Origin of the sequence: Streptomyces fagopyri, from assembly GCF_009498275.1 — a bacterium.
Taxonomy (GTDB): domain Bacteria; phylum Actinomycetota; class Actinomycetes; order Streptomycetales; family Streptomycetaceae; genus Streptomyces; species Streptomyces fagopyri.
The window spans coordinates 5,242,725-5,263,429 of the sequence record NZ_CP045643.1 but is presented as its reverse complement, the minus strand read 5'-3'; the positions used below and the strand labels follow the sequence as shown (position 1 = coordinate 5,263,429).

Below are 20,705 nucleotides of genomic sequence, written 5' to 3'. Positions count from 1 at the left end.
GAACCCTGACGTGAGGTCAGGGACGGTTCAGGGTAGGGCGAGGGGCTTCCCGGTGGCTGCCCAGGGGTGCCCGGCGGCAGGCTGAAGGCATGGAGATCACCGCTGAGAAGCGCCACCCGGCCGTTCGCCGCGGGGCCGCCGGGCTCGCCGTCGCCGTCGTCCTCGCCACCACGATCACCGCCACGGCCGGCTCCTCCGCCGTCGCCGCCACCGTCGCCGTGGACACCACCCCCGTCGTCGCCACGAACACCTCGACCACCGCCACCGTCGCCACCACCGTCGCCCCCACCTCCGCCGCCGCGACCGCCGCTCCGCCCGCCGGCCCGTACGACTTCGGTGACTGCCCCGCCATCCCGGCCGGTGTCGACGCGGCCCGCTGGAAGTGCGAAGTCCTCATGGCCACCGGTTCGTTGACCCTCGGCAGCCGGACCGTTCCCGAGCTGGCGCCGATGACCCTCACCCATGCCGAGGGCCCGTTGCCGGACGGCAGCGACGGGCAGGTCTGGGGCGCGCTGCGCAGCGCCTCGACCCCCGTCCCCGGCGGCCTGCTCGGCACCGGCACCGCCGGTCACGGCCCCCTGCTGCCCCTGGCCCTGCGTCCCGAGTACGGCGGCAGGTCCGACTTCTACTCCACCGGGAACAGCCTGGGCCTGTTCACCCTGCGCTTCCGCGCCCTGAGCCCCCTCCTGCCGCACGGCTGCGTCATAGGCGGCGACGCCCCCATCGAGCTCCGTCTTCAGCGCGCGGGCGACTCCGAGTGGGAGTCCCAGGACCCGCCGGTCATCAGGTTCGACGCGTACGACGACACCTTCACCGCCCCGGCCCCCGTGGGCTGCGGCCCGCTGGGCCGGCTCGTCGACGACCGGCTCGGTCTGCCGCGAACGGCCGGGAACGCGATCACCCTGTCCGCGCGGTACACCTTCAAGACGTACGACCGGCTTCCGGCGCGCTGACCTCAGACGGCCGTCCGCACGGCCAGCACGGGGACGGCCGGTCGCCGCCTGATGACCAGCGCCATCATCGCCGCCACCGCGCACAGCGCGCCCGAGGCCACCCACACCATGTCGTACGAACCGAACGCGTCCCGCGCGACACCGCCGAGGAAGGCGACGAGGGCGGCGCCGATCTGGTGGGAGGCCAGTACCCAGCCGAAGACGATGGCGCTGTCCTCGCCGTACTGCTCACGGCACAGGGCCAGGGTGGGCGGGACCGTGGCCACCCAGTCGAGACCGTAGAAGACGATGAAGAAGATCATCGGGGGGGTGCACGGTCGAGGACATGAGCATGGGGAGGAAGAGGAGCGAGACACCGCGCAGCGCGTAGTAGACCGCGAGCAGCCGGCGCGGTTCGAAGCGGTCGGTGAACCAGCCGGAGGCGATCGTTCCGGCCACGTCGAAGACCCCGATGACCGCGAGCAGCGAGGCCGCCGCCGTGATCGGCATCCCGTGGTCGTGGGCGGCGGGTACGAAGTGCGTCTGGATCAGGCCGTTGGTCGAGGCGCCGCAGATCGCGAAGGTGCCGGCCAGCAGCCAGAAGGGGCCGGTGCGGACCGCGGAGAGGAGGACGGTCACGGCACGCCGGGCCGCGCCCTGCACCGGCGCGGGCTTCGGCACGAACTCGGCCGCGCCGTAGGCCTTCAGACCGACGTCCGCCGGATGGTCGCGCAGCAGCAGCCAGACGAAGGGGACGACCGCGAGCGCCGCGAGGGCGACCGTCACCGCGGCCGGGCGCCAGTCGTGCTCCGTGACGATCCAGGAGAGCACCGGCAGGAAGATCAGCTGACCGGAGGCCGAGGCCGCCGTCAGGATGCCGGTCACCAGGCCCTTGCGCGTCGTGAACCAGCGGTTGGTGACCGTCGCCGCGAAGGCCAGGGCCATCGAGCCGGAGCCCAGCCCCACCAGCAGGCCCCAGCAGAGCAGCAGTTGCCAGGCCGCCGTCATCCACACGGTCAGCCCGGAGCCGAGCGCGATCACCATCAGGGCGACCGCGACCACGCGCCGGATGCCGAAACGGTCCATCAGCGCGGCCGCGAAGGGCGCCGTCAGCCCGTACAGCGCGAGGTTGATCGACACCGCCGCGCCGATCGTGCCGCGCGACCAGTGGAACTCCTGGTGCAGGGGGTCGATCAGCAGGCCCGGCAGCGAACGGAAGGCCGCGGCGCCGATGATCGTCACAAAGGTGACGGCGGCGACGAACCAGGCACGGTGGATTCGGGTCCGCCCGGGGGCGGAGGACATCTGGGCGGCGTCCACGGCGTCGGTTGTCTGGGTCACGACATAGAGCTTCGGGCTTTCGGCCTTCCCGAACGAGTGGCCCGAAGGACATCATTCGCTAGGATCGGGCCATGGGTACTCGGAGTACGTTCCGCCGCCACCGCGTCGTCGTGCTCGCTCTCGACGGGCTGCTGCCCTTCGAACTCGGCATCCCCCAGCGGATCTTCGGCAAGTCACGGGACGCCGGGGGACGCTCCCTGTACGAGGTCGTCACCTGCTCGGTCCGGGCGCCGGGCCCCGTCGCCACCGACGCCGACTTCGCCGTCCTCGTCGCCAACGGGCCGGAGGCACTCGCCACCGCCGACACCGTCGTCGTCCCCGCCTCCTACGAACTCGGCCCGGTCCACGAGGAGGGCGCCCTGACCCCCGAACTGGCCGCCGCCCTCGCCCACATCCGCCCCGGCACCCGGCTCGTCTCCATCTGCACCGGTGGATACGTCCTCGCCGCCGCCGGGTACCTCGACGGCCGCCCCGCCACCACCCACTGGTCCCACGCCGAGCACTTCCAGCGGCTCTTCCCCAAGGTCAGGGTCGACGCCGACGTGCTCTTCGTCGACGACGGGGACGTCCTCACCTCCGCGGGCGTCGCCGCCGGAATCGACCTGTGCCTCCATATCGTCCGCCGGGACCACGGGACGGCCGTCGCCAACGACGTGGCCCGCCGGACCGTCGTACCGCCGCACCGCGACGGCGGTCAGGCGCAGTACGTCCAAAGGCCCGTCCCCGAACCGCAGGCGGCCACCACGACCGCGGCCCGTGCCTGGGCGCTCGACCGCCTCGGTGAGCCGATCCAGCTGCGCGACATGGCCGGGCAGGAGTCCATGTCCGTGCGCACCTTCACGCGCCGTTTCCGCGAGGAGGTCGGCGTCAGCCCCGGACAGTGGCTCACCCTGCAACGCGTCGAACGGGCCCGGCAGCTGCTGGAGTCCAGCGATCTGTCCGTCGACCAGGTGGCGCGGGACGCCGGCTTCGGCACGGCCCAGTCGATGCGGCAGCACCTACAGGCGGTGCTCGGGGTCACCCCCACCACGTACCGCCGTACCTTCCGTTCCTCCAACCGGGAGGTCACGGGCGGCGGGCTGGACGGGGATGCCGGCCACCCCCTCACGGACCTCCGGCCCGCGGACGGCACCGTCGCGGACAGCCCCCTCGCGGACCTCCCGCCCCGAGCCACCCCGCCCGCCGGCACCCCGCCCCGTGGCACCCGAGTCGGTGGCACCCGGTCCGGCGGCTCCCGGGTCGGCGCCGGCTGAGCGGTCCCCGGCGCTCGCCGTGCGGTCGCGTTCGCCCCACGCGCCCACGAGCGTGAGCAGCAGGGTGAGGCCGACGCCGGCGAGGATCGCGGTCGAGGGGGCGACGAAGGGGAGCAGGGCGCCCGCCAGTGAGCCCGTCGCCGCGTACCCCGCGCCCACCGCCGCGTACATCACCGAGTATCCCGCCGCCAGCGCGCTCGGCGGGAGCATCTCGCGCAGCGACAGATTGCGGGTGAGCATCGCGCCCGCCTGCAGGACACCCGCGAACACCAGGGCGCAGGCCATCCAGGCGAGGTCGGGTATCAGCGCGACCAGCGCGAGGCACGCCGCCATACCGCAGGTCAGCACCGTGCTCCGGGTGCTCAGCCGGCCCGGCCAGGAGCGCAGCCCGTACAGGAAAGCGCCCACCGCCGCGCCCAGCGACAGCCCTGTGAGCAGCGGGCCCGCCCACCCGACGCCCGCGCCGCGCTGCTCCAGAAGGGCGGGCAGCACGAGCTCGGCCAGGGCGAGCAGGGAGAGGCCGGCGGCGCCCATGACGTACGCGGGCCAGGCCCTGGCCAGGATGCGGGGCATCGACTCTCCCGCGCGGTCCGTCTCGTCCGCGTCCCAGCCCGCGGGCAGCGTCCACAGGCCCGGGACGGACGAGGCCATCAGGGCGGCGGCGAGCAGCAGCGGGACCCTGGGGGCGGCTTCCAGCGCGAGGCCGGTGACCACCGCCGGGGTCAGCGACCATATGCCGAAGGTCAGCATCGACTCCGCGGACAGTGCCTGGGCTACGGCCCGCTTCGGGACGAGGCCGGTCAGCAGGGCGCGGAGGCCGCCGGGGGCCGCGGCGGGGGCGGCGCCGGCCAGAGCGGCGCAGGCGGCGAGGACCGCCGGGTGCGCGTGCGGGAACGCGCCCAGGCCCGTGAAACCGAGGGCGCCGGCCGAGAGGCCCAGGGCCAGTTGGCGGCGGGCGCGGTGCGGACGCATGCGGGTGCCGAGGACGGGAGCGGCGACGATCTCACCGATCACGTACGCCGCGGCCAGGGCCGCGCCGAGGGTGTAGCCACCGGGGCGCTCACGGACCAGGAAGACCAGGGCCAGCGGCGCCATGGCGACCGGCATCCGGGCGCCGACGGCCACGACGGCCCAGGCCAGGGCCTGTCGGGAGGCGAGGTCTCGGTAGCTCATGCGACGACGTTAGGGGACCGCACCGACACCGCCCCAGCGGATTTCCCCGGCCTGTGGACAACCGCCCCGACAACCGCACCGGCAACCGCACCGGCAGTCGCCTCGGCAACCGCCTCAGCGCTCCCTAGAACGTCAGTACCGCCCGAGCCACCCTCCCCTCGTGCGCGTCGTGCGCCGCCTTGTCGAACTCCTCCACCGGGTAGGTCCTGGTGACCAGTTCGTCGAGCAGCAGGCGGCCCTCGCGGTAGAGGTCCGCGTAGCGGGCGATGTCGCGCTGCGGTCGCGACGAACCGTAGCGGCAGCCGAGGATCGACTTGTCCAGGTACATCGCGGAGACGAGGAAGGACGCCTCGGCGGTGGCGGGCGGTACGCCGAGGAGCACCGCCTGGCCGTGGCGGTCCAGCAGGTCGATCGCCTGGCGGATGAGTTCGACCCGGCCGACGCACTCGAAGGCGTGGTCCGCGCCCGTGGGGAGGATCTCCCGGACGGCCTCGGTGGAGGTGAGGAAGTGGGTGGCGCCGAACCGGCGGGCCACCGTCTCCTTGGCCGGGTTGGAGTCGACCGCGACGATCTTCAGGGCGCCCGCGATCCGCGCCCCCTGGATCACGTTGAGCCCGATGCCGCCCGTGCCGATCACGAGGACGCTCTCGCCGTGGTCCACCCGCGCGCGGTTCAGTACGGCGCCCACGCCCGTCAGCACCCCGCAGCCGATCAGCGCGGCGGACGGCAGCGGGATGTCCCCCGGGATCCGGACGGCCTGGACGGCCTTCACCACCGTCCGTTCCGCGAAGGCCGAGTTGGAGGCGAACTGGTACAGCGGTCGCCCGCCCCGCTCGAACGGCTGTCCGGGCATGCCGATCGCCTTGCGGCACATCGTCGGCCGTCCCCGGTCGCACTCCGCGCACGCGCCGCAGTTGGCGAGTGTCGACAGCGCGACATGGTCTCCGGGCCGGACGTGGGTGACGCCCGCGCCCACCGACTCGACGACCCCGGCACCCTCGTGGCCCAGCACCACCGGAACGGGGAACGGTATGGTCCCGTCCACCACCGAGAGGTCGCTGTGGCAGAGTCCGGCCGCGGCGACGGCGACCCGCACCTCGCCGGGTCCCGGATCGCGTACCTCCAGGTCGTCCACGACCTGGGTCTGCTTGCCGTCGAAGATCACGCCTCGCATCGCACCGGCTCCCCTCTCGTCCCCGGGGCTATCCCCTGGGTTCCTTCGGCAGACCGAGCACGCGCTCGGCGATGATCGTGCGCTGGATCTCGTCCGAGCCGCCGTAGATGGTGTCGGCCCGGCTGAACAGGAACAGGTGCTGGAGTGGGTCGAGTTCGTACGGCGCCGCGGCCGACCAGTCCAGTGGGCCGGTCGACGCCTCAGCTCCCCGTACCCGCACCGCGAGGTCACCGAGCCGCTGGTGCCAGCCTCCCCACAGCAGCTTGGCGACGCTCGGCGCGCCCACGTCGCCCGAACCGCCCAGTGTCCGCAGGGCGTTCCAGCGCATGGTGCGCAGTTCCGCCCACAGCCGCACCAGACCGTCGCGGACGACCGGATCGTCGGCCGCGCCCGTCGAGACGGCCGTCTCGACGACACGTCGCAGCTCCGCGGCGAAGCCGACCTGCTGGGCGAGTGTCGAGACGCCGCGCTCGTGTCCGAGCAGGCTCATGGCCACCCGCCAGCCGTTGCCCTCGCCGCCGACGACATGCTCGGCCCGCGCCCGCGCCCCGTCGAAGAAGACCTCGTTGAACTCGCTGGTGCCGGTGAGCTGGCGGATCGGCCGGACCTCGACGCGGCCCGGCTGGTCCATCGGGACGAGGAGCAGGGACAGGCCGTGGTGGCGCTGCGCGTCCGGCCGGGTGCGGGCCAGGACGAAGCACCAGTCCGCCTCGTGGGCGAGCGAGGTCCAGATCTTCTGGCCGCTGACGCGGTACGTCCGGGCGGCCGCGGAACCCTCCTCCGGTACGGCGGTCGTCGTGATGCCCGCGAGGTCGGAGCCCGCACCGGGCTCGCTGTAGCCCTGGCACCAGAGTTCCTCGCCGCGGGCGATCGGGGGCAGGAAGCGGGCCTTCTGCTCAGCCGTGCCATGGCCGATGAGGGTGGGGGCGAGGAGTTTCTCGCCGATGTGACCCGAGCGCGCGGGGGCCCCCGAACGGGCGTACTCCTCGGCCCAGACGACCTGCTGGGTCAGGGTCGCGCGCCGGTTCCCGTACCCGTCCTCCGGCCATCCGAGGCCGATCCAGCCGTCCCGTCCGAGCTCCCGTTCCCAGTCCCGGCGGCCCGGGTCTCCCGTATGGTGCGCCGCAAGCCAGTCCCGTGCCGTACGCCGGAAGACCTCGTCCTCGGCGTCGAATCCGAACTCCATGTGTCGTCCTCCCACTCGGCCGGCACCACGGCACCCTCACGCGTTCGGCCGCGCCTTCTCCGCCGCCGCCCGCGCCATCGCCTCCACCCGCTCCAGCAGTGGCATCGGATCCACCCCCACCGTGCCCGGCAGGAAGTCCGCGATCCGCTCCGGGGTCCAGGCGCCCTCCGCGTACCCGGCCCGCAGTTCCCGCGGCTGCGCCCACACCGCGATCTTCGGCCCGGCGATCGTGTACACCTGCCCGGTGATCCGTTCCCGCCGGGCGCGGTCCGACAGCAGGTAGACCACCAGCGCGGCGACGTCCTCCGGTTCGCCGATCTCCGCCAGTTCCATGGGGACGCCCGCGGACATGCGGGTACGGGCGACCGGAGCGACCGCGTTCGCCGTCACCCCGTACTTGTGCAGGCCGAGTGCCGCGCTGCGGACCAGCGAGATGATCCCGCCCTTGGCCGCGCTGTAGTTGGCCTGCGCCACGGAACCCTGGTGATTGCCGCTGGTGAAACCGATGAGCGTTCCCGAGCCCTGTGCGCGCATGACGGCCGAGGCCGCCCGGAAGACCGTGAACGTGCCCTTCAGATGGGTGGCCACGACCGAGTCCCACTCCTGCTCGGACATGTTGAACAGCATCCGCTCGCGCAGGATGCCGGCCACGCACACGACTCCGTCGATCCGCCCGTACGCCGTCAGCGCCGTGTCGACGACGTGCTGTCCGCCCGCCATCGTGGAGATGTCGTCGGCCACCGCGACGGCTTCCCCGCCTGCCGCCTCGATCTCCTTGACCACGGCGTCGGCGACCGAACTCGTGGGCTCGGCGCCCTCGACAGACACCCCGTAGTCGTTGACGACGACGCGCGCCCCTTCCCCGGCCGCGGCGAGCGCGACGGCGCGGCCGATGCCCCGGCCCGCCCCCGTCACGGCGACGACCTGGCCCGCCAAGAAGTTCCCCACGTCCGGCCCCTTCCCGCAGTTTCTGACGGTCCGTTAGATTCAACTGGATTCTACGACCCGTCAGATACCCGGAGACAAGCCCTCGGGGAGGACTCATGTCACTGCCGACGCTCCACCCGGCCTTCCACGAGATCGCCAAGCGCGTGAACAACTGGGGCCGTTGGGGTGCCGACGACGAGATCGGGACCCTGAACCTCATCACCGACGAGGTGGTGCGCCGGGCCGCGGCGGGCGTCCGCTCGGGCCGCCGCGTCCCCCTCGCACTCCCCCTCGAGCAGGACGGGGTGCAGACCGGCATGATCCCCGGGCGGGTCAATCCGCTGCACGTCATGGTGCAGATCAACCAGGAGATCTTCGGCCCCGGCACCGTCGCGTGCAGCGACGACGCCGTGACCCTGGGACTGCAGGCGGCGACCCACTGGGACGCGCTGACGCACGTCTCGCACTCGGGGATGCTCTACAACGGCCGCCCGGCCGGCACGATCACCCCGCACGGCGGCGCAGCGTTCGGCGGCATCGACAAGCCCCGGCACATCGTCTCGCGGGGCGTACTGCTGGACGTCGCCCGCGCCCGGGGCGTCGGCCGCCTCGACGGCGGGCACGCGGTGACCCCCGAGGACCTGGACGCCGCCGAGGAGCTGGCCGGCACCCGGGTGCGGGCGGGGGACATCGTGCTCGTACGCACCGGTCAGATCCAGGTCTATCTGGCGGGCGACAAGCACGGGTACGGATATCCGTCGCCGGGACTGTCCGTCCACACGCCGGAGTGGTTCCACGCGCGTGAGGTCGCGGCCGTCGCGAACGACACCCTCACCTTCGAGATCTTCCCTCCCGAGATCGAGGACCTCTGGCTGCCCGTGCACGCGCTCGACCTGGTCGAGATGGGGATGCTGCAGGGCCAGAACTGGAATCTCGAAGAGTTGTCCACAGCCTGTGGAGAAGAAGGCCGCTACTCCTTCCTGCTGTCGGCGATGCCCGAACCCTTCGTGGGCGGTACGGGCACACCGGTCGCCCCCGTCGCCCTGCTGTAGGCACCACAGGGACACCTGGAGGCGCAGGGGCACGGGGACGCACAGAAGGAACCGGAGGAAATCAGCGGAAGGCGACGGAAGGAGTCGACTGGCGGCGCGTCACTGCTCGCCCCGAGCACGGCAACGCGCGCCGCCATCCGGCTCCGGCGCAGCCGCCCTGCCCCTTGGGACCCCGAAGGAGCCGACGCCGAATCACGATCCGCACTCGCCGAGGGTTCCCGTCACCGGAACCCTCGCCGTCCCCTCGCGGCGCATCGCTGTCCATAAGCGTGATCAAACGGACACGTCACGTCAACACCCGTTCGGGGGATTATCACTTATGGGCCCTTTGTGACGGCGCGCAGAGAAGCACGACCCGGCGCATTCGGCCCGGCCCACCGCCGGAGAGCCGCGATCCGTGCATACATGCACGAATCGCGTACGCGTCAGACGGCCTCGTACGCCTCGTAGGCGAAGCCCTGATAGGTCACGTACGCCGCCGGGGCCTTCGCGGCGGACGTACAGCGGTCCACCTCGCACCAGATGCTCTTGCCGACACCCTCGGGGTTCCAGCCCCAGCGGTCCGCGAGTCCGTCGACCAGTTCCAGGCCGCGGCCGTTGGTCTCGTCGCCCTCGGCGTGCCGGGGCCGCGGGGGGCAGTCGCTGGAGTCGGCCACCTCCAGGCGGACCGTGCCCAGCGACTCACCGGGGACACCCGGCAGGGACAGCCGCAGGACGGCCGGACACCCGGTGTGCACCACGGCGTTGGTGACGAGCTCGGAGACGAGCAGGATCAGTGTCTCGGCGAGCGGCTCGTCGGTCTCTATGCCTGATCCGGCGAGCCGCGACCGGGCCCATCTCCGGGCTCGCCCCACCTCCGCGGGGTCGGGCCGGATCTCCAGCTGCACTTGAAGCACCTGCACCGCTCACACCATCCGAACCGGCGGACACATCGCCTCGCGCCTCACGAGGGCCACGATCGTGGCCATGACCCGCATGACCAGAACCAGAATCACAGAACGTGATTCCCTTGAGAGACAGCATGGTTGACGTACAGTCACCCCAACAAGCGCTTCGGGCATATTCCAGCGCGAAGGAGTACGCCTGCGGGATACTGTGCGACGCTCGCCACGGGGAGTCGAACAGACGGTCACGGGGTCCCGGACCGCCTCACGAACGGCGAGCATCGCCGGATCCGGCGCGGCCTCAGGGGCAACACCGGGATGGCTCAGTCTCGGAACCACTCGCATCCCACACAAGGTACCCGAGCCCGACGCCGACTCCAGGCCGTGACAAGTCACGCAAAGGACACAACCCGATATCGACGCTCCGTGATGCCGAAATGCCACGATCCGTGACATTCGGCGCGGCCCGTCCCGGAGCCTGCCTGGACAGGGCCTCACCGGCCCGCTCCGGCCAGCAGATCGGCCGCCAACAGCTCCTCACTCTCCGTGACAGTCCCGCCTCGCCGGGTCCGCACCCATGCCCGCTTGAGATACAGATGGACGTCGGACTCCCAGGTGAAGCCCATACCGCCGTGCACCTGGAGGCAGTCACGGGCGCCGCGCACGGCGGCGTCGTCGGCGAGCAGCCGGGCCGCCGCGATGTCCATGGGGTCCGCGGTCACGGCGGCCGCGTAGACCGCGGCCCGGGCCAGCTCCACCCGCACCAGCATCTGCGCGCACAGGTGTTTGACCGCCTGGAAGGCCCCGATCGGCTGCCCGAACTGCTCACGGGTCCGGGCGTGTTGCACCGCCGTCTCACAGGTCCGGGCGGCGTTGCCGAGCTGCTCGGCGGCGGTGAGGAGCGTGACGAGGGGATCCGGGGGGCGGGGAGGGCCGGTGGGGGCGGGGGAACCGACGGGACCTGCTCGGCCGGCGGGACCTGCTCGGCCGGTGGGGCCGGTGGGGAGGTTCCCGGGCACTCGGTGCAGCGGTGTCAGCGGGTCCACGGAGGTGAGCGGTACGGCATCCGCCGCGCCGCCCGCGGCAGGGCCCCAGGCGCCGTCCCGTACGGCGTCGGACTCGTCCAGCCATTCCACCAGCCCGCCGTACACGGCGGTGACCACGGTCTCGCCGGTCGCCGCCCCGGGCACCTCACCGGCCGCGAGATGCGTCGCGACCAGGGGGCCCGGGAGCAGCACGCGGCCCGCCTCCTCGAACGCCAGTACCGCCTCGGGCAGTCCGAGTCCGGCGCCGCCGTCCGCCTCCGGCAGCCGCAGCGAGAAGAAGCCCGCCTCGCCCAGCTCGCGCCACAGCGCCCGGTCGAGACCCCGGCCGCCGCGGGCCACCGCCGCCCGCAGTGGCTCCGGCCCGAAACGGCCCGCCAGCAGCGCCCGTACGCCGTCCCGCAAGGCGCGTTGGTCCTCGGTGAGTTGGAAGTCCACGGGGTGAGCTCACCGCCCTTTCGGCAGACCCAGGATGCGTTCGGCGACGATGTTGCGCTGGATCTGCGAGGTGCCGGCCGCGATGGTGTACGAGAGGGACATCAGGCGGTCGCGGGTCCACTCCCGGTCCAGGTCCAGCGCCTCGGGGCCGAGGACCTCGGCGGCGGCGTCGTACAGCTCCTGGCGCGCGTGCGAGTACCGCAGCTTGAAGACCGAGCCGCCGACGCCCGGCACTCCGCCCGTCCGCCCGGCCTCGCTCACGTTCCACTGGGTGAGCCGCCACAGCGCGCGGAACTCGGCGTTGAGCCTGCCCAGCCACCGTCGCAGCACGGGATCGTCCCAGCGCCCGTTGCCGCGCGCCGCGTGGGCGAGTTCGCCCAGGACCCGCCGGCACGCCACGACCTCGCCGACGAAGGCGGTCCCGCGTTCGTACGACAACGTCACCATCGTCACGCGCCAGCCGTCGTTCTCGGCGCCGACGCGGTGGGCGACCGGTATCCGCACCTCGTCGAGGAAGACCTCGGCGAACTCGGCCGGCCCGGCGAGCGTGCGCAGCGGACGGACGGTGATCCCGGGAGCGTCCATGGGCATCGCGAGCCAGGAGATGCCGCGGTGTTTCGGCGCGGCCGGGTCGGTGCGCACCAGCAGCTCGCACCAGTCGGCGACCTCGGCGTGGGACGTCCAGATCTTGGACCCGCTCACCACGTAGTCGTCGCCGTCCCGCCACGCGCGCGTGCGCAGCGCCGCGAGGTCCGAGCCCGCGTCCGGTTCGCTGAACCCCTGGCACCAGACCTCCTCGCCGCGCAGCACCGGCGGCAGCCAGCGCGCCCGCTGCCCGGCGGTCCCTTCGGCGGCGATCGTCGGTCCGGCGTGCAGCAGCCCGACGAAATTGGCCCCCACGTAGGGGGCGCCCGCCTTCTCGGTCTCCTCCAGGTAGATGAGGTGCTGGACCGGCGTCGCGCCCCGGCCTCCGGCGTCGAGGGGCCAGTGCAGTCCGGCGTACCCGGCGTCGTACAGGGTCCGCTGCCACCCGAGGTCGTAGGCGCGGCGGCCTGGCCAGTCGTCCGGGGAGGGTTTCGGGGGCAGCGCCGGGAGCGCCTTGGCGAGCCACTCGCGCAGCCCGGCCCGGAACTCCTCCTCCTCGGCCGTGTACGTGAGGTCCACGGGCCGGCTACCTGTCGAGGTCCAGGTCCAGCATGCGGATCGCGTTGCCGCGCATCAGCTTGTGGACCGTCTCGTCGTCGAGGCCCTTCACATGGTCGAGGGCGACCTCCTTGGTGTGCGGGAAGGTCGAGTCGACGTGCGGGTAGTCGGTCTCGAAGGTGGCGTTGTCGCGGCCCACGACGTCCAGGGACGCGACGCCGTGCTTGTCGCGGAAGAAGCAGCAGAAGATCTGGCGGTAGTAGTACGTCGACGGGGGCTCGGGGACGAGGTCCTTGACGCCGCCCCAGGCGCGGTGTTCCTCCCAGACGTCGTCGGCGCGCTCCAGGGCGTACGGGATCCAGCCCATCTGTCCCTCGGAGTAGGCGAGTTTGAGGCGCGGGAACTTCACCAGGACGCCGCTGAAGAGGAAGTCCATCATCGAGGCCATCGCGTTGTTGAAGGACAGCGACGCCTGGACGGCGGGAGGCGCGTCCGGGGAGGCCGCGGGCATCTGGCTGCTGCTCCCGATGTGCATGTTCACGACCGTGCCGGTCTCCTGGCAGATCGCGAAGAACGGGTCCCAGTGGCCGGAGTGGATGGAGGGCAGGCCCAGGTGGGTGGGGATCTCGGAGAAGGTCACCGCGCGCACGCCGCGGGCCGCGTTGCGCCGGATCTCCACGACGGCCAGGTCGATGTCCCACAGCGGGATGAGGCAGAGCGGGATCAGCCGGCCGCCGCTGTCACCGCACCACTCCTCGACCATCCAGTCGTTGTAGGCGCGTACGCAGGCCAGGGCCACCTCCTTGTCGTGCGCCTCGGCGAAGGTCTGGCCGCAGAAGCGCGGGAAGGTCGGGAAGCAGAGGCTGGCCTCGACGTGGTTGAGGTCCATGTCCTTGAGGCGCTCGGCGGGGTCCCAGCAGCCGGGCCGCATCTCCGCGCGGGTGATGCCCTCCAGGGTCATCTCGTCGCGGTCGAAGCCGACGGCGGCGATGTTGCGCTTGTACGGGAACTTGAGGTCCTCGTAGATCCACCAGTCGGTGGGCGGGCCGTCCGGGTCCATCGTGATGCGGTACTTGCCGCCGACGTAGGCGAGCTCGCCGATGCCGGCCGTGAGGGGCTTGGGCCCGCGGTCGCGGTACTTCGCGGGCAGCCAGGTCTCGAAGAGGTGCGCGGGCTCGATCACGTGGTCGTCGACGCTGACGATCCGCGGCAGTTCCGTCATGAGTGGCCTCCGCCTGGCATACCTATCTGATGACCCGTCAGATAGCAGGCTAGCTCCGCGCCTATGGACCGACAAGGCGGTGCGGCCTACGCTCCCGCTTGAATCTGACAATCCGTCAGCTACAGGGGGCCGTCGTGAACGACACCGCACACGCTCTGGGCGCCTCGCGCACCCTCTGGGAACTGGTCGACCGCCGCGCCGACCTCACCCCCGACCGGCCCGTCCTCCTCCAGGGCGACCGCTCCCTGAGCTTCGGCGCCCTGCGGGAGCGGGCCGAGCGGGTGGCGGCGGGCCTGTACGACAGGGGCGTACGCCCCGGCACGGTGGTCGCCTGGCAGCTGCCCACTCGCATCGAGACCGCCGTGCTGTCCTTCGCGCTGGCGCGGCTGGGCGCCGTCCAGTCCCCCGTGATCCCCTTCTACCGCGACCGCGAGGTCGGTTTCGCGCTGCGGGAGTCCAGGGCCGAGTACTTCGCCGTACCGGGCGAGTGGCGGGACTTCGACCACACGGCGATGGCACGGCGGCTCGGCGCGAAGGGCGTCTTCGAGGCGTACGGCGTACTGCCGGACGGTGACCCCGGCGTCCTCCCGCCCCCGCCGGCCGACGGCACCTCCGTGCGCTGGATCTACTGGACCTCGGGCACGACCTCCGACCCCAAGGGCGTCCTGCACACGGACCGCTCACTGATCGCGGGCGGCTCCTGCCTGGCGCACGCGCTGCGGCTGTCGGCCGGCGACGTGGGTTCGATGGCCTTCCCGTACGCGCACATCGCCGGGCCCGACTACACCGTGATGCTGCTCCTGTACGGATTCCCCGCGGTGATGTTCGAGCACTTCGCGCTGCCCGCCGCGCTGGAGGACTACCGCGCGCACGGGGTGACGGTGGCGGGCGGTTCGACGGCCTTCTACTCGATGTTCCTCGCCGAGCAGCGCAAGCGGCCGGGACGGCCGGTGATCCCCACGCTGCGGCTGCTCGCGGGCGGCGGAGCGCCCAAGCCGCCCGAGGTCTACCACCGTGTCGTGCGGGAGATGGGCGTGCAGCTCACCCACGGGTACGGGATGACCGAGGTCCCGATGATCACCATGGGGGCGCCGGACGACACCGCCGAGAACCTGGCGACGACGGAGGGCCGGCCTCCGGAGGGCATGGAGATAAAAATCGTGGACGGGGAGGTACGGCTGCGCGGGGAGGCCGTCTGCCAGGGATACCTCGATCCGGCGCAGACCGCCGAGGCCTTCGACGCGGACGGGTTCCTGATCACGGGTGACGTGGGACACCTGACGGACAGCGGGCACCTCGTCCTGACCGGGCGCCTGAAGGACGTCATCATCCGCAAGGGCGAGAACATCTCGGCGAAGGAGATCGAGGATCTGCTGCACCGGCACCCGGCCGTCGGTGACGTCGCGGTGATCGGGCTGCCGGACGCCGACCGCGGGGAACGGGTCTGCGCGGTGGTCGAACAGCCGGCCGGGGCGGCTGCGCTGACGCTCGCGGCCGCGGTCGCGTACCTGCGCGCGGAAGGGCTCTCCGTGCACAAACTGCCGGAGCAGCTGGAGGTGGTGGAGGCCCTTCCGCGCAACGAGACGCTGCGCAAGGTACTGAAGTACCGGCTCCGGGAGCGGTTCTCGGGGCCGGCCGGGTCCGCGGAGGCTACTCCGGCACCGTGAAGTAGCGGGCGAACGCGGTCACGACCTCCGACTCGCCGATCCGGCCGTCGGCGTCCGTGTCGAGGGCCCCGGCCGCCAGGGCGGCGATCTCGTCGCTCACGCCCAGGGCCCTGAGCACGCGCTCGGCGTCCTCGACCGTGGCCGCTCCGTCCCCGTCGGTGTCCGCGACGGCGAGGGCCGCGTGCAGGAAGGGGCGGGCGATCTCCCCGAACCGGTCGGGGTTGTCCCGCAGCCGCTTCACGGCGCCGTTCACGAACTCGTCCCGGTTGATGCGCTGGTCCCCGTCGCGGTCCGCTATGCCCGCCATGCCCTGCCAGAACGCCTCCGCGCCCACGTACAGGGCCTGGCCCTTGTCGGACCGGGCCGCCGTACCGAACTCGGCAAGGACGGACTTCGCCGCCGCGTTGAAGTCCTCCCGGTCGATGTAGCCGTTGCCGTCCTGGTCGAAGCCCGCGAAACGGGCGGCAATCCTGCGTTCGTACTCGGTACTGACCATGGCCTTCTCGGACCGCCTTACAACTCAGCCGGACTCTGTGCCGGACTGCGGGTTCATCTGGCAGGGAGCGTACGACGACCCGGCGGCGAAGGGAGCCGGAAAACGACGCTTGTACCAAGACCGCAGGAATTCTTGGACAACTCCGCGGCGCACCGCGGAGCCGATCGGACAGGGGGCGCGGCCGGTGGCACCTCACGCCGAGAGCGGGCTCGACTCCTCGTCGACGGCCGTGAGGGCGTCCGGGTAGACGTCGAAGAGACGGCGGACGCCGAGGGCCGCGAGGACCCGGTTGACGTGCGAACCGTCGGCGGCGCCCTGGGCCGGCAGGATCAGCCGCAGCCGGCCCTGGCAGGAGCGGACCAGCCGGCGGGTGGCGATCAGGACGCCGACACCGCTGGAGTCGCAGAAGAGCACTTCGGAGAGGTCGAGGACCAGGCTGCGGCGGCCTTCCGCCACCGCGTCGTGCACCCGCTGGCGCAGCACCGGTGACGTCGCGAGATCCATCTCGCCCGACACCCGGAGCACGGCCCATCCGCCCAGTTCGCCGTCGGTCACCTTGAGCGTCACCGCGTCGCCTCTCGCTCGCCTCGCCCACCAGGAAACGGAAGCAGTTCCTACGCTTCCTTTCAGCGCGGCTGCCCAACCGTCGTTCCATGAAACACCGGACCGCGATCGATGAAACGTCGGTCTACGGTCGAAATTGCTGGACGAGCGAACTGTTTCGGTCGCATGTCGGTCACGTACGGTCCCATTCGATCGGATGTGCGGGGCGAGTGAGGGGCTTTTACCATTCCCGGCCCGCCCAGGGGCGCACGTTGGCGTAAAGGGGCGTGCGCTGTCCTACGTGCCGACTACATTCGAGACAGCGATGCGCACAGGCTGGACACGGACAGACCGACCGGGCACGAGCAGGGGTGAGGGGGCCGTATGGCGGCGAAGGACGCACCGCCCCGCTGGGACCGCAAGATGCAGCAGCGGCTCGCGCGCGGGGAGGCGGCGGCGCTCGGTGAGCTCTACGACCGGTTCGCCTCGCTGGTGCACGGCCTCGCGCACCGCGTGCTCGGCGACGAGCGGGCCGCCGACGGGATCACCCGCGAGGTGTTCGTCCACGTCTGGGAGAACCCCGAGTCGTACGACCCGAAGCAGGGTCCGCTGCGCACCTGGGTCGCCACACTGACCCATCGGCTCGCCGTGCAGCGACTGCGCGCGACCGAGACCGCCGCGCTCGCCCTGGCGGGCGGGGGCACCACCGAGGAGCTGGAGAGCAAGGTGCGCAGTGCGTCCGTCGCCGCCCGCGCTGACTACATCGTCACGTCCATGCCCACCCCGCTGCGGGCCGCGCTGGAGCTGGCGTACTTCCAGCGCCGCGACTACCGCCAGGCCGCCGCCGACCTCGGCGTCACCGAGGACGAGGCCCGGCGCCGGCTCCGGCTCGGCCTCCAGCTGCTGTCCACCGCCCACGACGCCGGTCCCTCCGGCGCGCCGCCCGGGTTCGGGGGTGCGCGGTGACGGAAGGAGCGGACCGGCCCGGCGTCTTCGACGAGCACGGGGGCGGCGAAGGGACCCAGGAGCACGTGGATCACGTGGAGCCCGAGGAGCACGTGGAGCACGTGGAGTCCCAGGAGCACGTGGAGCGCGAGGACAAGGAGCCCGGGGAGCGGGAAGCGGAACGCGAGACGTCGTACGAGGGGAAGGGCCGTGGTCCCGCTGGTTCCGAAGGCGGTGACAGCGATGTCGGCGATGTCGGCGAAGGCCTCGGCGCCGGTGGCGGGGGTGCCGGGAGTGACGGGGACCGCGGCGGCCCGGACGGTTCCGTGGCCATCGGCCGGCCCTCGCGCGTACCGCCGCCGCGTACGTCCGTCGAGGACGGCGGACTGCCGCTGCCCGTACCCGTACCCGTGCCCGTGCCCGTGCCCGCGACGCTCGCCCTGGAGCACCGGGTGCTGAAGTCACTGCTCGGCGCGTGGGCACTGGCCGCGTGCTCGGGGGAGGAGACCGCCGCGGTCGAGGAGCACCTCGGGGAATGCGGTGCCTGCGCCGACGAGGCGCTGCGGCTGCGCGGGGCGGTCGGGCTGCTGCACCGGCCGGAGAGCCTCGACCTCGACCCGGCGCTGCGCACCCGGGTCCTGGAGAGCTGTCTCGACCGGCGTCCGCCGCGCATCCCGGTACCCGAGTGGGCGGCGCCCTACGACGCGGAGACCGCGCGGCTCGACGCGTTGCTGCAGGACATAGCGGACGCGGAGTGGCATGCGCCGGTCCGTCTGCGCTGGTTCGAGGACGACGGGCCCGTGAGCCGCCGGACGACGGTCGCCGGGGTGATCGCGCACCTGCTCAGCGTGGACGGTCTGGTCGGGGTCGCGCTGGGCCTGGACGACCCGCTCGGCGGGGCCGCCGAGCGGGTACGGGCCGAGGCCGACGCGGCCGCCGCGACCGGGGTCCCGCCGGGGACGGAGCAACCCGCGCCGGAGGCCACGACGCCCACCGGGCGCACCGAGGCCTACTGGCGTGCCTCGCACTTCCCGCCCACCCGGGCCGTGCGCGCGCCCTGGCGGGAGCAGAGCCACCATCTCGTGCGGACGGTGGCGTTCGCGGGCGGCGGCTCAGGGCGGCTCGCCGTGTCCTACGGCGGCTTCGCGCTGCCGCTCCGGGACTCGATGCTGGACCGGGCCTTCGAGTGCTGGGTGCACGCCGGGGACATCGCGGACGCGGTGGACTATCCGTACGAGCCGCCGGCGCCGCGCCATCTGCACCGGATGATCGATCTCGCGGCGCGGATGCTGCCGGTGTCGCTGGACGAGCGGCGACGGGCGGGACGGGCGGCTCCGGCGGGGCGTCATCTGGTCGCGGCGGGGGCACCCGGCCGCAGTCTCCGGCTGGAGATCGAAGGGGCCGGGGGCGGGGAGTGGCTGATTCCGCTCGACTCACCGGCCGCGGTGGCGTCCGCCGAACGCGAGGTCGCCCATGTCGCCCTGGACGGAGTGGAGTTCTGCCGGCTGGCCGCCGGGCACGTGTCGCCGGAGGAGGCCGCGGCGGGGCAGGTCGGCGACCGGGAGGCGATCAGGGATGTGCTGTTCGCCGCGGCGGCGTTGAGCCGTATGTAGGTGGGCGGGGGGCGTCTCCCGTCCCCCGCCGCCCCTGCGGCCCGTCCGCCGCCCGGGGGCTCCGCCAAAAGGCTGCCGCCCCCCTGGACCCCCGCCGTTGCCCGAAGGGCCCGTCCTCACACGCCGGACGGGCTGGAGGACATGACCCCGGCGCCGGCCTCCCGGCGCACGCCCGCACCCCCGGGCACGGGCGAGCCGGGCTACGCGAAGATGACCGTGCGGCGGCCGTTCAGGAGGATGCGGCGTTCCGCGTGCCACTTCACCGCACGCGCCAGCGCCCGGCACTCCACGTCCCGGCCCAGAGCGACGAGCTGGTCGGGCGTCACGCCGTGGGCGACCCGCTCGACCTCCTGCTCGATGATCGGGCCCTCGTCGAGGTCCGCGGTGACGTAGTGCGCGGTGGCCCCGATGAGCTTGACGCCCCTGGCGTGCGCCTGGTGGTACGGCTTGGCGCCCTTGAAGCTCGGCAGGAAGGAGTGGTGGATGTTGATGATCCGGCCGCTCAGCTGCTTGCACAGGTCGTCGGAGAGCACCTGCATGTAGCGGGCCAGGACGACCAGTTCGACGTCCTCGGCCCTGACCAGTTCCAACAGCTCCGCCTCGGCCTGCGCCTTGGTGTCCCTGGTCACCGGAATATGACGGAACGGGATGTTGTACGAGTCCACAAGCTCGGCAAAGTCCGTGTGGTTGGACACCACAGCCGCGATCTCGACGGGCAGCGCCCCGGTCCGCGCCCGGAACAGCAGGTCGTTCAGGCAGTGGCCGAACCTGCTGACCATGAGGACGATGCGCATCTTGTCCTCGGCCCGGTTGATCTGCCAGTCCATGTGGAAGGAGTCGCCGATGGCCGCGAAGGTCGCCCGCAGCTTGTCCACGGTCACCGGCGACTCCGCCGAGAAGTGGACGCGCATGAAGAACAGGCCCGTGTCGTGGTCGCCGAACTGCTGACTGTCCTCGATGTTGCAGCCGGTCATGAAGAGGTAGCTCGACACGGCGTGCACGATCCCCTTCTTGTCCGGGCAGAAGAGGGTCAGGACGTACTGCTCGGCGGGCTCGGCGGCGGGTTCGGCGGCGCGCACGGACTGCTCGTTCATGCGGCACAGGGTCCCATACGGGGCCTCCGCGACGGACGACCGTCCCGCCACCCGGACGCCCGCGCCGGGGCTACGCCGAGCGCGTCATGATCCGCAGCAGCTCCAGCGTACGCGGCGGGACGTCGGGGTCCTCGCCGTCGCTCGCGGCCAGCCGCACATGCGCGTCACGCGCCGCCCGCACCGCCTCCGGCCAGGCGGCGTGGTCGACGTACGCGGAGACGGGAGCGTCCGGTCCGACCTGGTGCACGATCCGCAGGACGCGGAGCACCGCGGTGTCGACGAGGGCCGCCTCCTGGGAGTCCCGGAAGATCGTGCCGACGTACTTCTCGGCGGACCAGTTGTCCAGCCAGGTGTCCTCCACCAGCCGGTACACGGCGTCGGTGACGTCCCCGTATCCGTCGACGCCGGCGAGCCAGACGTCACGCTGGAAGGCGGGGTCGGAGAGCATGTGCAGCGCGGAGCGCACATTGCTGCGCCAGCGCCACCAGGGCATGTCGTTCAGTGGCATGCCGCCCATGGTGGGGGAGCGACGGCCGCGACGGGAAGAGTTCTCCGAACCTTGCACGGTCACCGATCGTA

General features: G+C 72.3%; 17 protein-coding genes and 2 pseudogenes. 6 read left to right on the top strand and 13 right to left on the bottom strand.

Annotation, left to right across the window (positions count from 1 at the left end; genetic code table 11):
* The first annotated feature begins 89 nt into the window (after positions 1-89).
* Positions 90-953 carry a hypothetical protein gene (locus GFH48_RS22705; RefSeq protein ID WP_228120855.1) on the top strand — a complete coding sequence of 288 codons (864 nt, stop codon included), beginning with the start codon at positions 90-92 and terminating at the stop codon, positions 951-953.
* Positions 954-955: 2 nt separating this feature from the next.
* Here GFH48_RS22705 and GFH48_RS22700 read toward each other — a convergent pair.
* Positions 956-2,273 (bottom strand): annotated as a pseudogene (locus GFH48_RS22700) (MFS transporter).
* 71 nt (positions 2,274-2,344) lie between these two features.
* Between GFH48_RS22700 and GFH48_RS22695 the strand changes: the two are divergent.
* Positions 2,345-3,325, top strand: a pseudogene (locus GFH48_RS22695) (GlxA family transcriptional regulator); the annotation flags it as partial.
* Here the strand turns inward: GFH48_RS22695 and GFH48_RS22690 are convergent.
* The 4 genes from GFH48_RS22690 to GFH48_RS22675 form a co-directional block, all read right to left on the bottom strand.
* Entirely contained in the window at positions 3,272-4,699 is a 1,428-nt protein-coding gene (locus tag GFH48_RS22690) for an MFS transporter (RefSeq protein ID WP_228120853.1), read from the bottom strand. The pseudogene GFH48_RS22695 and the gene GFH48_RS22690 sit on opposite strands and share 54 nt — an antisense overlap.
* 124 nt (positions 4,700-4,823) lie before the next feature.
* Positions 4,824-5,873 carry a Zn-dependent alcohol dehydrogenase gene (locus GFH48_RS22685; RefSeq protein WP_153290006.1) on the bottom strand — a complete coding sequence of 350 codons (1,050 nt, stop codon included), beginning with the start codon at positions 5,871-5,873 and terminating at the stop codon, positions 4,824-4,826.
* Positions 5,874-5,901: 28 nt separating this feature from the next.
* Positions 5,902-7,059: an acyl-CoA dehydrogenase family protein gene (locus GFH48_RS22680; protein WP_153290005.1), complete on the bottom strand. Its 1,158-nt coding sequence runs from the start codon at positions 7,057-7,059 to the stop codon at positions 5,902-5,904.
* A 36-nt stretch (positions 7,060-7,095) separates the two neighbouring features.
* Positions 7,096-8,007, bottom strand: a complete 912-nt coding sequence (locus GFH48_RS22675) for an SDR family oxidoreductase (protein WP_153290004.1) — start codon at positions 8,005-8,007, stop codon at positions 7,096-7,098.
* A 95-nt stretch (positions 8,008-8,102) separates the two neighbouring features.
* On the opposite strand from GFH48_RS22675, the gene GFH48_RS22670 reads away from it, so the two are divergent.
* Positions 8,103-9,038 (top strand): cyclase family protein, encoded by a 936-nt coding sequence (locus GFH48_RS22670; protein WP_153290003.1) that lies wholly within the window; start codon positions 8,103-8,105, stop codon positions 9,036-9,038.
* A gap of 425 nt (positions 9,039-9,463) precedes the next feature.
* Here GFH48_RS22670 and GFH48_RS22665 read toward each other — a convergent pair whose 3' ends face one another.
* The 4 genes from GFH48_RS22665 to GFH48_RS22650 all read right to left on the bottom strand — a co-directional run bounded on the left by GFH48_RS22665 (position 9,464) and on the right by GFH48_RS22650 (position 13,768).
* Complete coding sequence (locus GFH48_RS22665; RefSeq protein ID WP_153290002.1) at positions 9,464-9,940, bottom strand: ATP-binding protein; 477 nt, start codon at positions 9,938-9,940, stop codon at positions 9,464-9,466.
* A 476-nt stretch (positions 9,941-10,416) separates the two neighbouring features.
* Positions 10,417-11,403 carry an acyl-CoA dehydrogenase family protein gene (locus tag GFH48_RS22660; RefSeq protein ID WP_153290001.1) on the bottom strand — a complete coding sequence of 329 codons (987 nt, stop codon included), beginning with the start codon at positions 11,401-11,403 and terminating at the stop codon, positions 10,417-10,419.
* A 9-nt stretch (positions 11,404-11,412) separates the two neighbouring features.
* Entirely contained in the window at positions 11,413-12,567 is a 1,155-nt protein-coding gene (locus GFH48_RS22655; RefSeq protein WP_153290000.1) for an acyl-CoA dehydrogenase, read from the bottom strand.
* 7 nt (positions 12,568-12,574) lie between these two features.
* Positions 12,575-13,768 carry an amidohydrolase family protein gene (locus GFH48_RS22650; RefSeq protein WP_153289999.1) on the bottom strand — a complete coding sequence of 398 codons (1,194 nt, stop codon included), beginning with the start codon at positions 13,766-13,768 and terminating at the stop codon, positions 12,575-12,577.
* Positions 13,769-13,902: 134 nt separating this feature from the next.
* Here GFH48_RS22650 and GFH48_RS22645 point away from each other — a divergent pair, with 134 nt between their 5' ends.
* Positions 13,903-15,435 carry a class I adenylate-forming enzyme family protein gene (locus GFH48_RS22645; RefSeq protein ID WP_153289998.1) on the top strand — a complete coding sequence of 511 codons (1,533 nt, stop codon included), beginning with the start codon at positions 13,903-13,905 and terminating at the stop codon, positions 15,433-15,435.
* On the opposite strand, the gene GFH48_RS22640 is transcribed toward GFH48_RS22645, so the two are convergent.
* Both GFH48_RS22640 and GFH48_RS22635 read right to left on the bottom strand, forming a co-directional pair.
* Positions 15,419-15,931, bottom strand: coding sequence for an EF-hand domain-containing protein (locus GFH48_RS22640; protein ID WP_153289997.1), 513 nt, complete (start codon positions 15,929-15,931; stop codon positions 15,419-15,421). The genes GFH48_RS22645 and GFH48_RS22640 overlap by 17 nt on opposite strands.
* 192 nt (positions 15,932-16,123) lie before the next feature.
* The gene (locus GFH48_RS22635) at positions 16,124-16,498 is read right to left on the bottom strand and encodes an STAS domain-containing protein (RefSeq protein ID WP_148008956.1); all 375 of its coding nucleotides are present in this window, start codon (positions 16,496-16,498) and stop codon (positions 16,124-16,126) included.
* 360 nt (positions 16,499-16,858) lie between these two features.
* Between GFH48_RS22635 and GFH48_RS22630 the strand changes: the two genes are divergently transcribed.
* Together GFH48_RS22630 and GFH48_RS22625 are read left to right on the top strand one after the other, a co-directional pair.
* Positions 16,859-17,440, top strand: coding sequence for a sigma-70 family RNA polymerase sigma factor (locus GFH48_RS22630; protein WP_153289996.1), 582 nt, complete (start codon positions 16,859-16,861; stop codon positions 17,438-17,440).
* A 74-nt stretch (positions 17,441-17,514) separates the two neighbouring features.
* On the top strand, positions 17,515-19,032 hold the full coding sequence (locus GFH48_RS22625) for a zf-HC2 domain-containing protein (RefSeq protein WP_407698718.1): 1,518 nt from the start codon (positions 17,515-17,517) through the stop codon (positions 19,030-19,032).
* Positions 19,033-19,232: 200 nt separating this feature from the next.
* Here GFH48_RS22625 and purU read toward each other — a convergent pair whose 3' ends face one another.
* A complete protein-coding gene (gene purU / locus GFH48_RS22620; protein ID WP_153289995.1) occupies positions 19,233-20,126 on the bottom strand; it encodes a formyltetrahydrofolate deformylase in 894 nt (297 codons plus the stop codon).
* 70 nt (positions 20,127-20,196) lie between these two features.
* Entirely contained in the window at positions 20,197-20,697 is a 501-nt protein-coding gene (locus GFH48_RS22615; protein WP_153289994.1) for an SCO4402 family protein, read from the bottom strand.
* Positions 20,698-20,705 lie beyond the last annotated feature (8 nt).

Excerpts from the sequence above, each read along its gene's own strand:
- GFH48_RS22630 (WP_153289996.1), top strand. The coding sequence starts at position 16,859 with ATGGCGGCGAAGGACGCACCGCCCCGCTGGGACCGCAAGATGCAGCAG.
- GFH48_RS22690 (WP_228120853.1), bottom strand. The coding sequence starts at position 4,699 with ATGAGCTACCGAGACCTCGCCTCCCGACAGGCCCTGGCCTGGGCCGTC.
- GFH48_RS22680 (WP_153290005.1), bottom strand. The coding sequence starts at position 7,059 with ATGGAGTTCGGATTCGACGCCGAGGACGAGGTCTTCCGGCGTACGGCA.
- GFH48_RS22670 (WP_153290003.1), top strand. The coding sequence starts at position 8,103 with ATGTCACTGCCGACGCTCCACCCGGCCTTCCACGAGATCGCCAAGCGC.
- GFH48_RS22650 (WP_153289999.1), bottom strand. The coding sequence starts at position 13,768 with ATGACGGAACTGCCGCGGATCGTCAGCGTCGACGACCACGTGATCGAG.
- GFH48_RS22640 (WP_153289997.1), bottom strand. The coding sequence starts at position 15,931 with ATGGTCAGTACCGAGTACGAACGCAGGATTGCCGCCCGTTTCGCGGGC.
- GFH48_RS22685 (WP_153290006.1), bottom strand. The coding sequence starts at position 5,873 with ATGCGAGGCGTGATCTTCGACGGCAAGCAGACCCAGGTCGTGGACGAC.
- GFH48_RS22705 (WP_228120855.1), top strand. The coding sequence starts at position 90 with ATGGAGATCACCGCTGAGAAGCGCCACCCGGCCGTTCGCCGCGGGGCC.
- purU (WP_153289995.1), bottom strand. The coding sequence starts at position 20,126 with ATGAACGAGCAGTCCGTGCGCGCCGCCGAACCCGCCGCCGAGCCCGCC.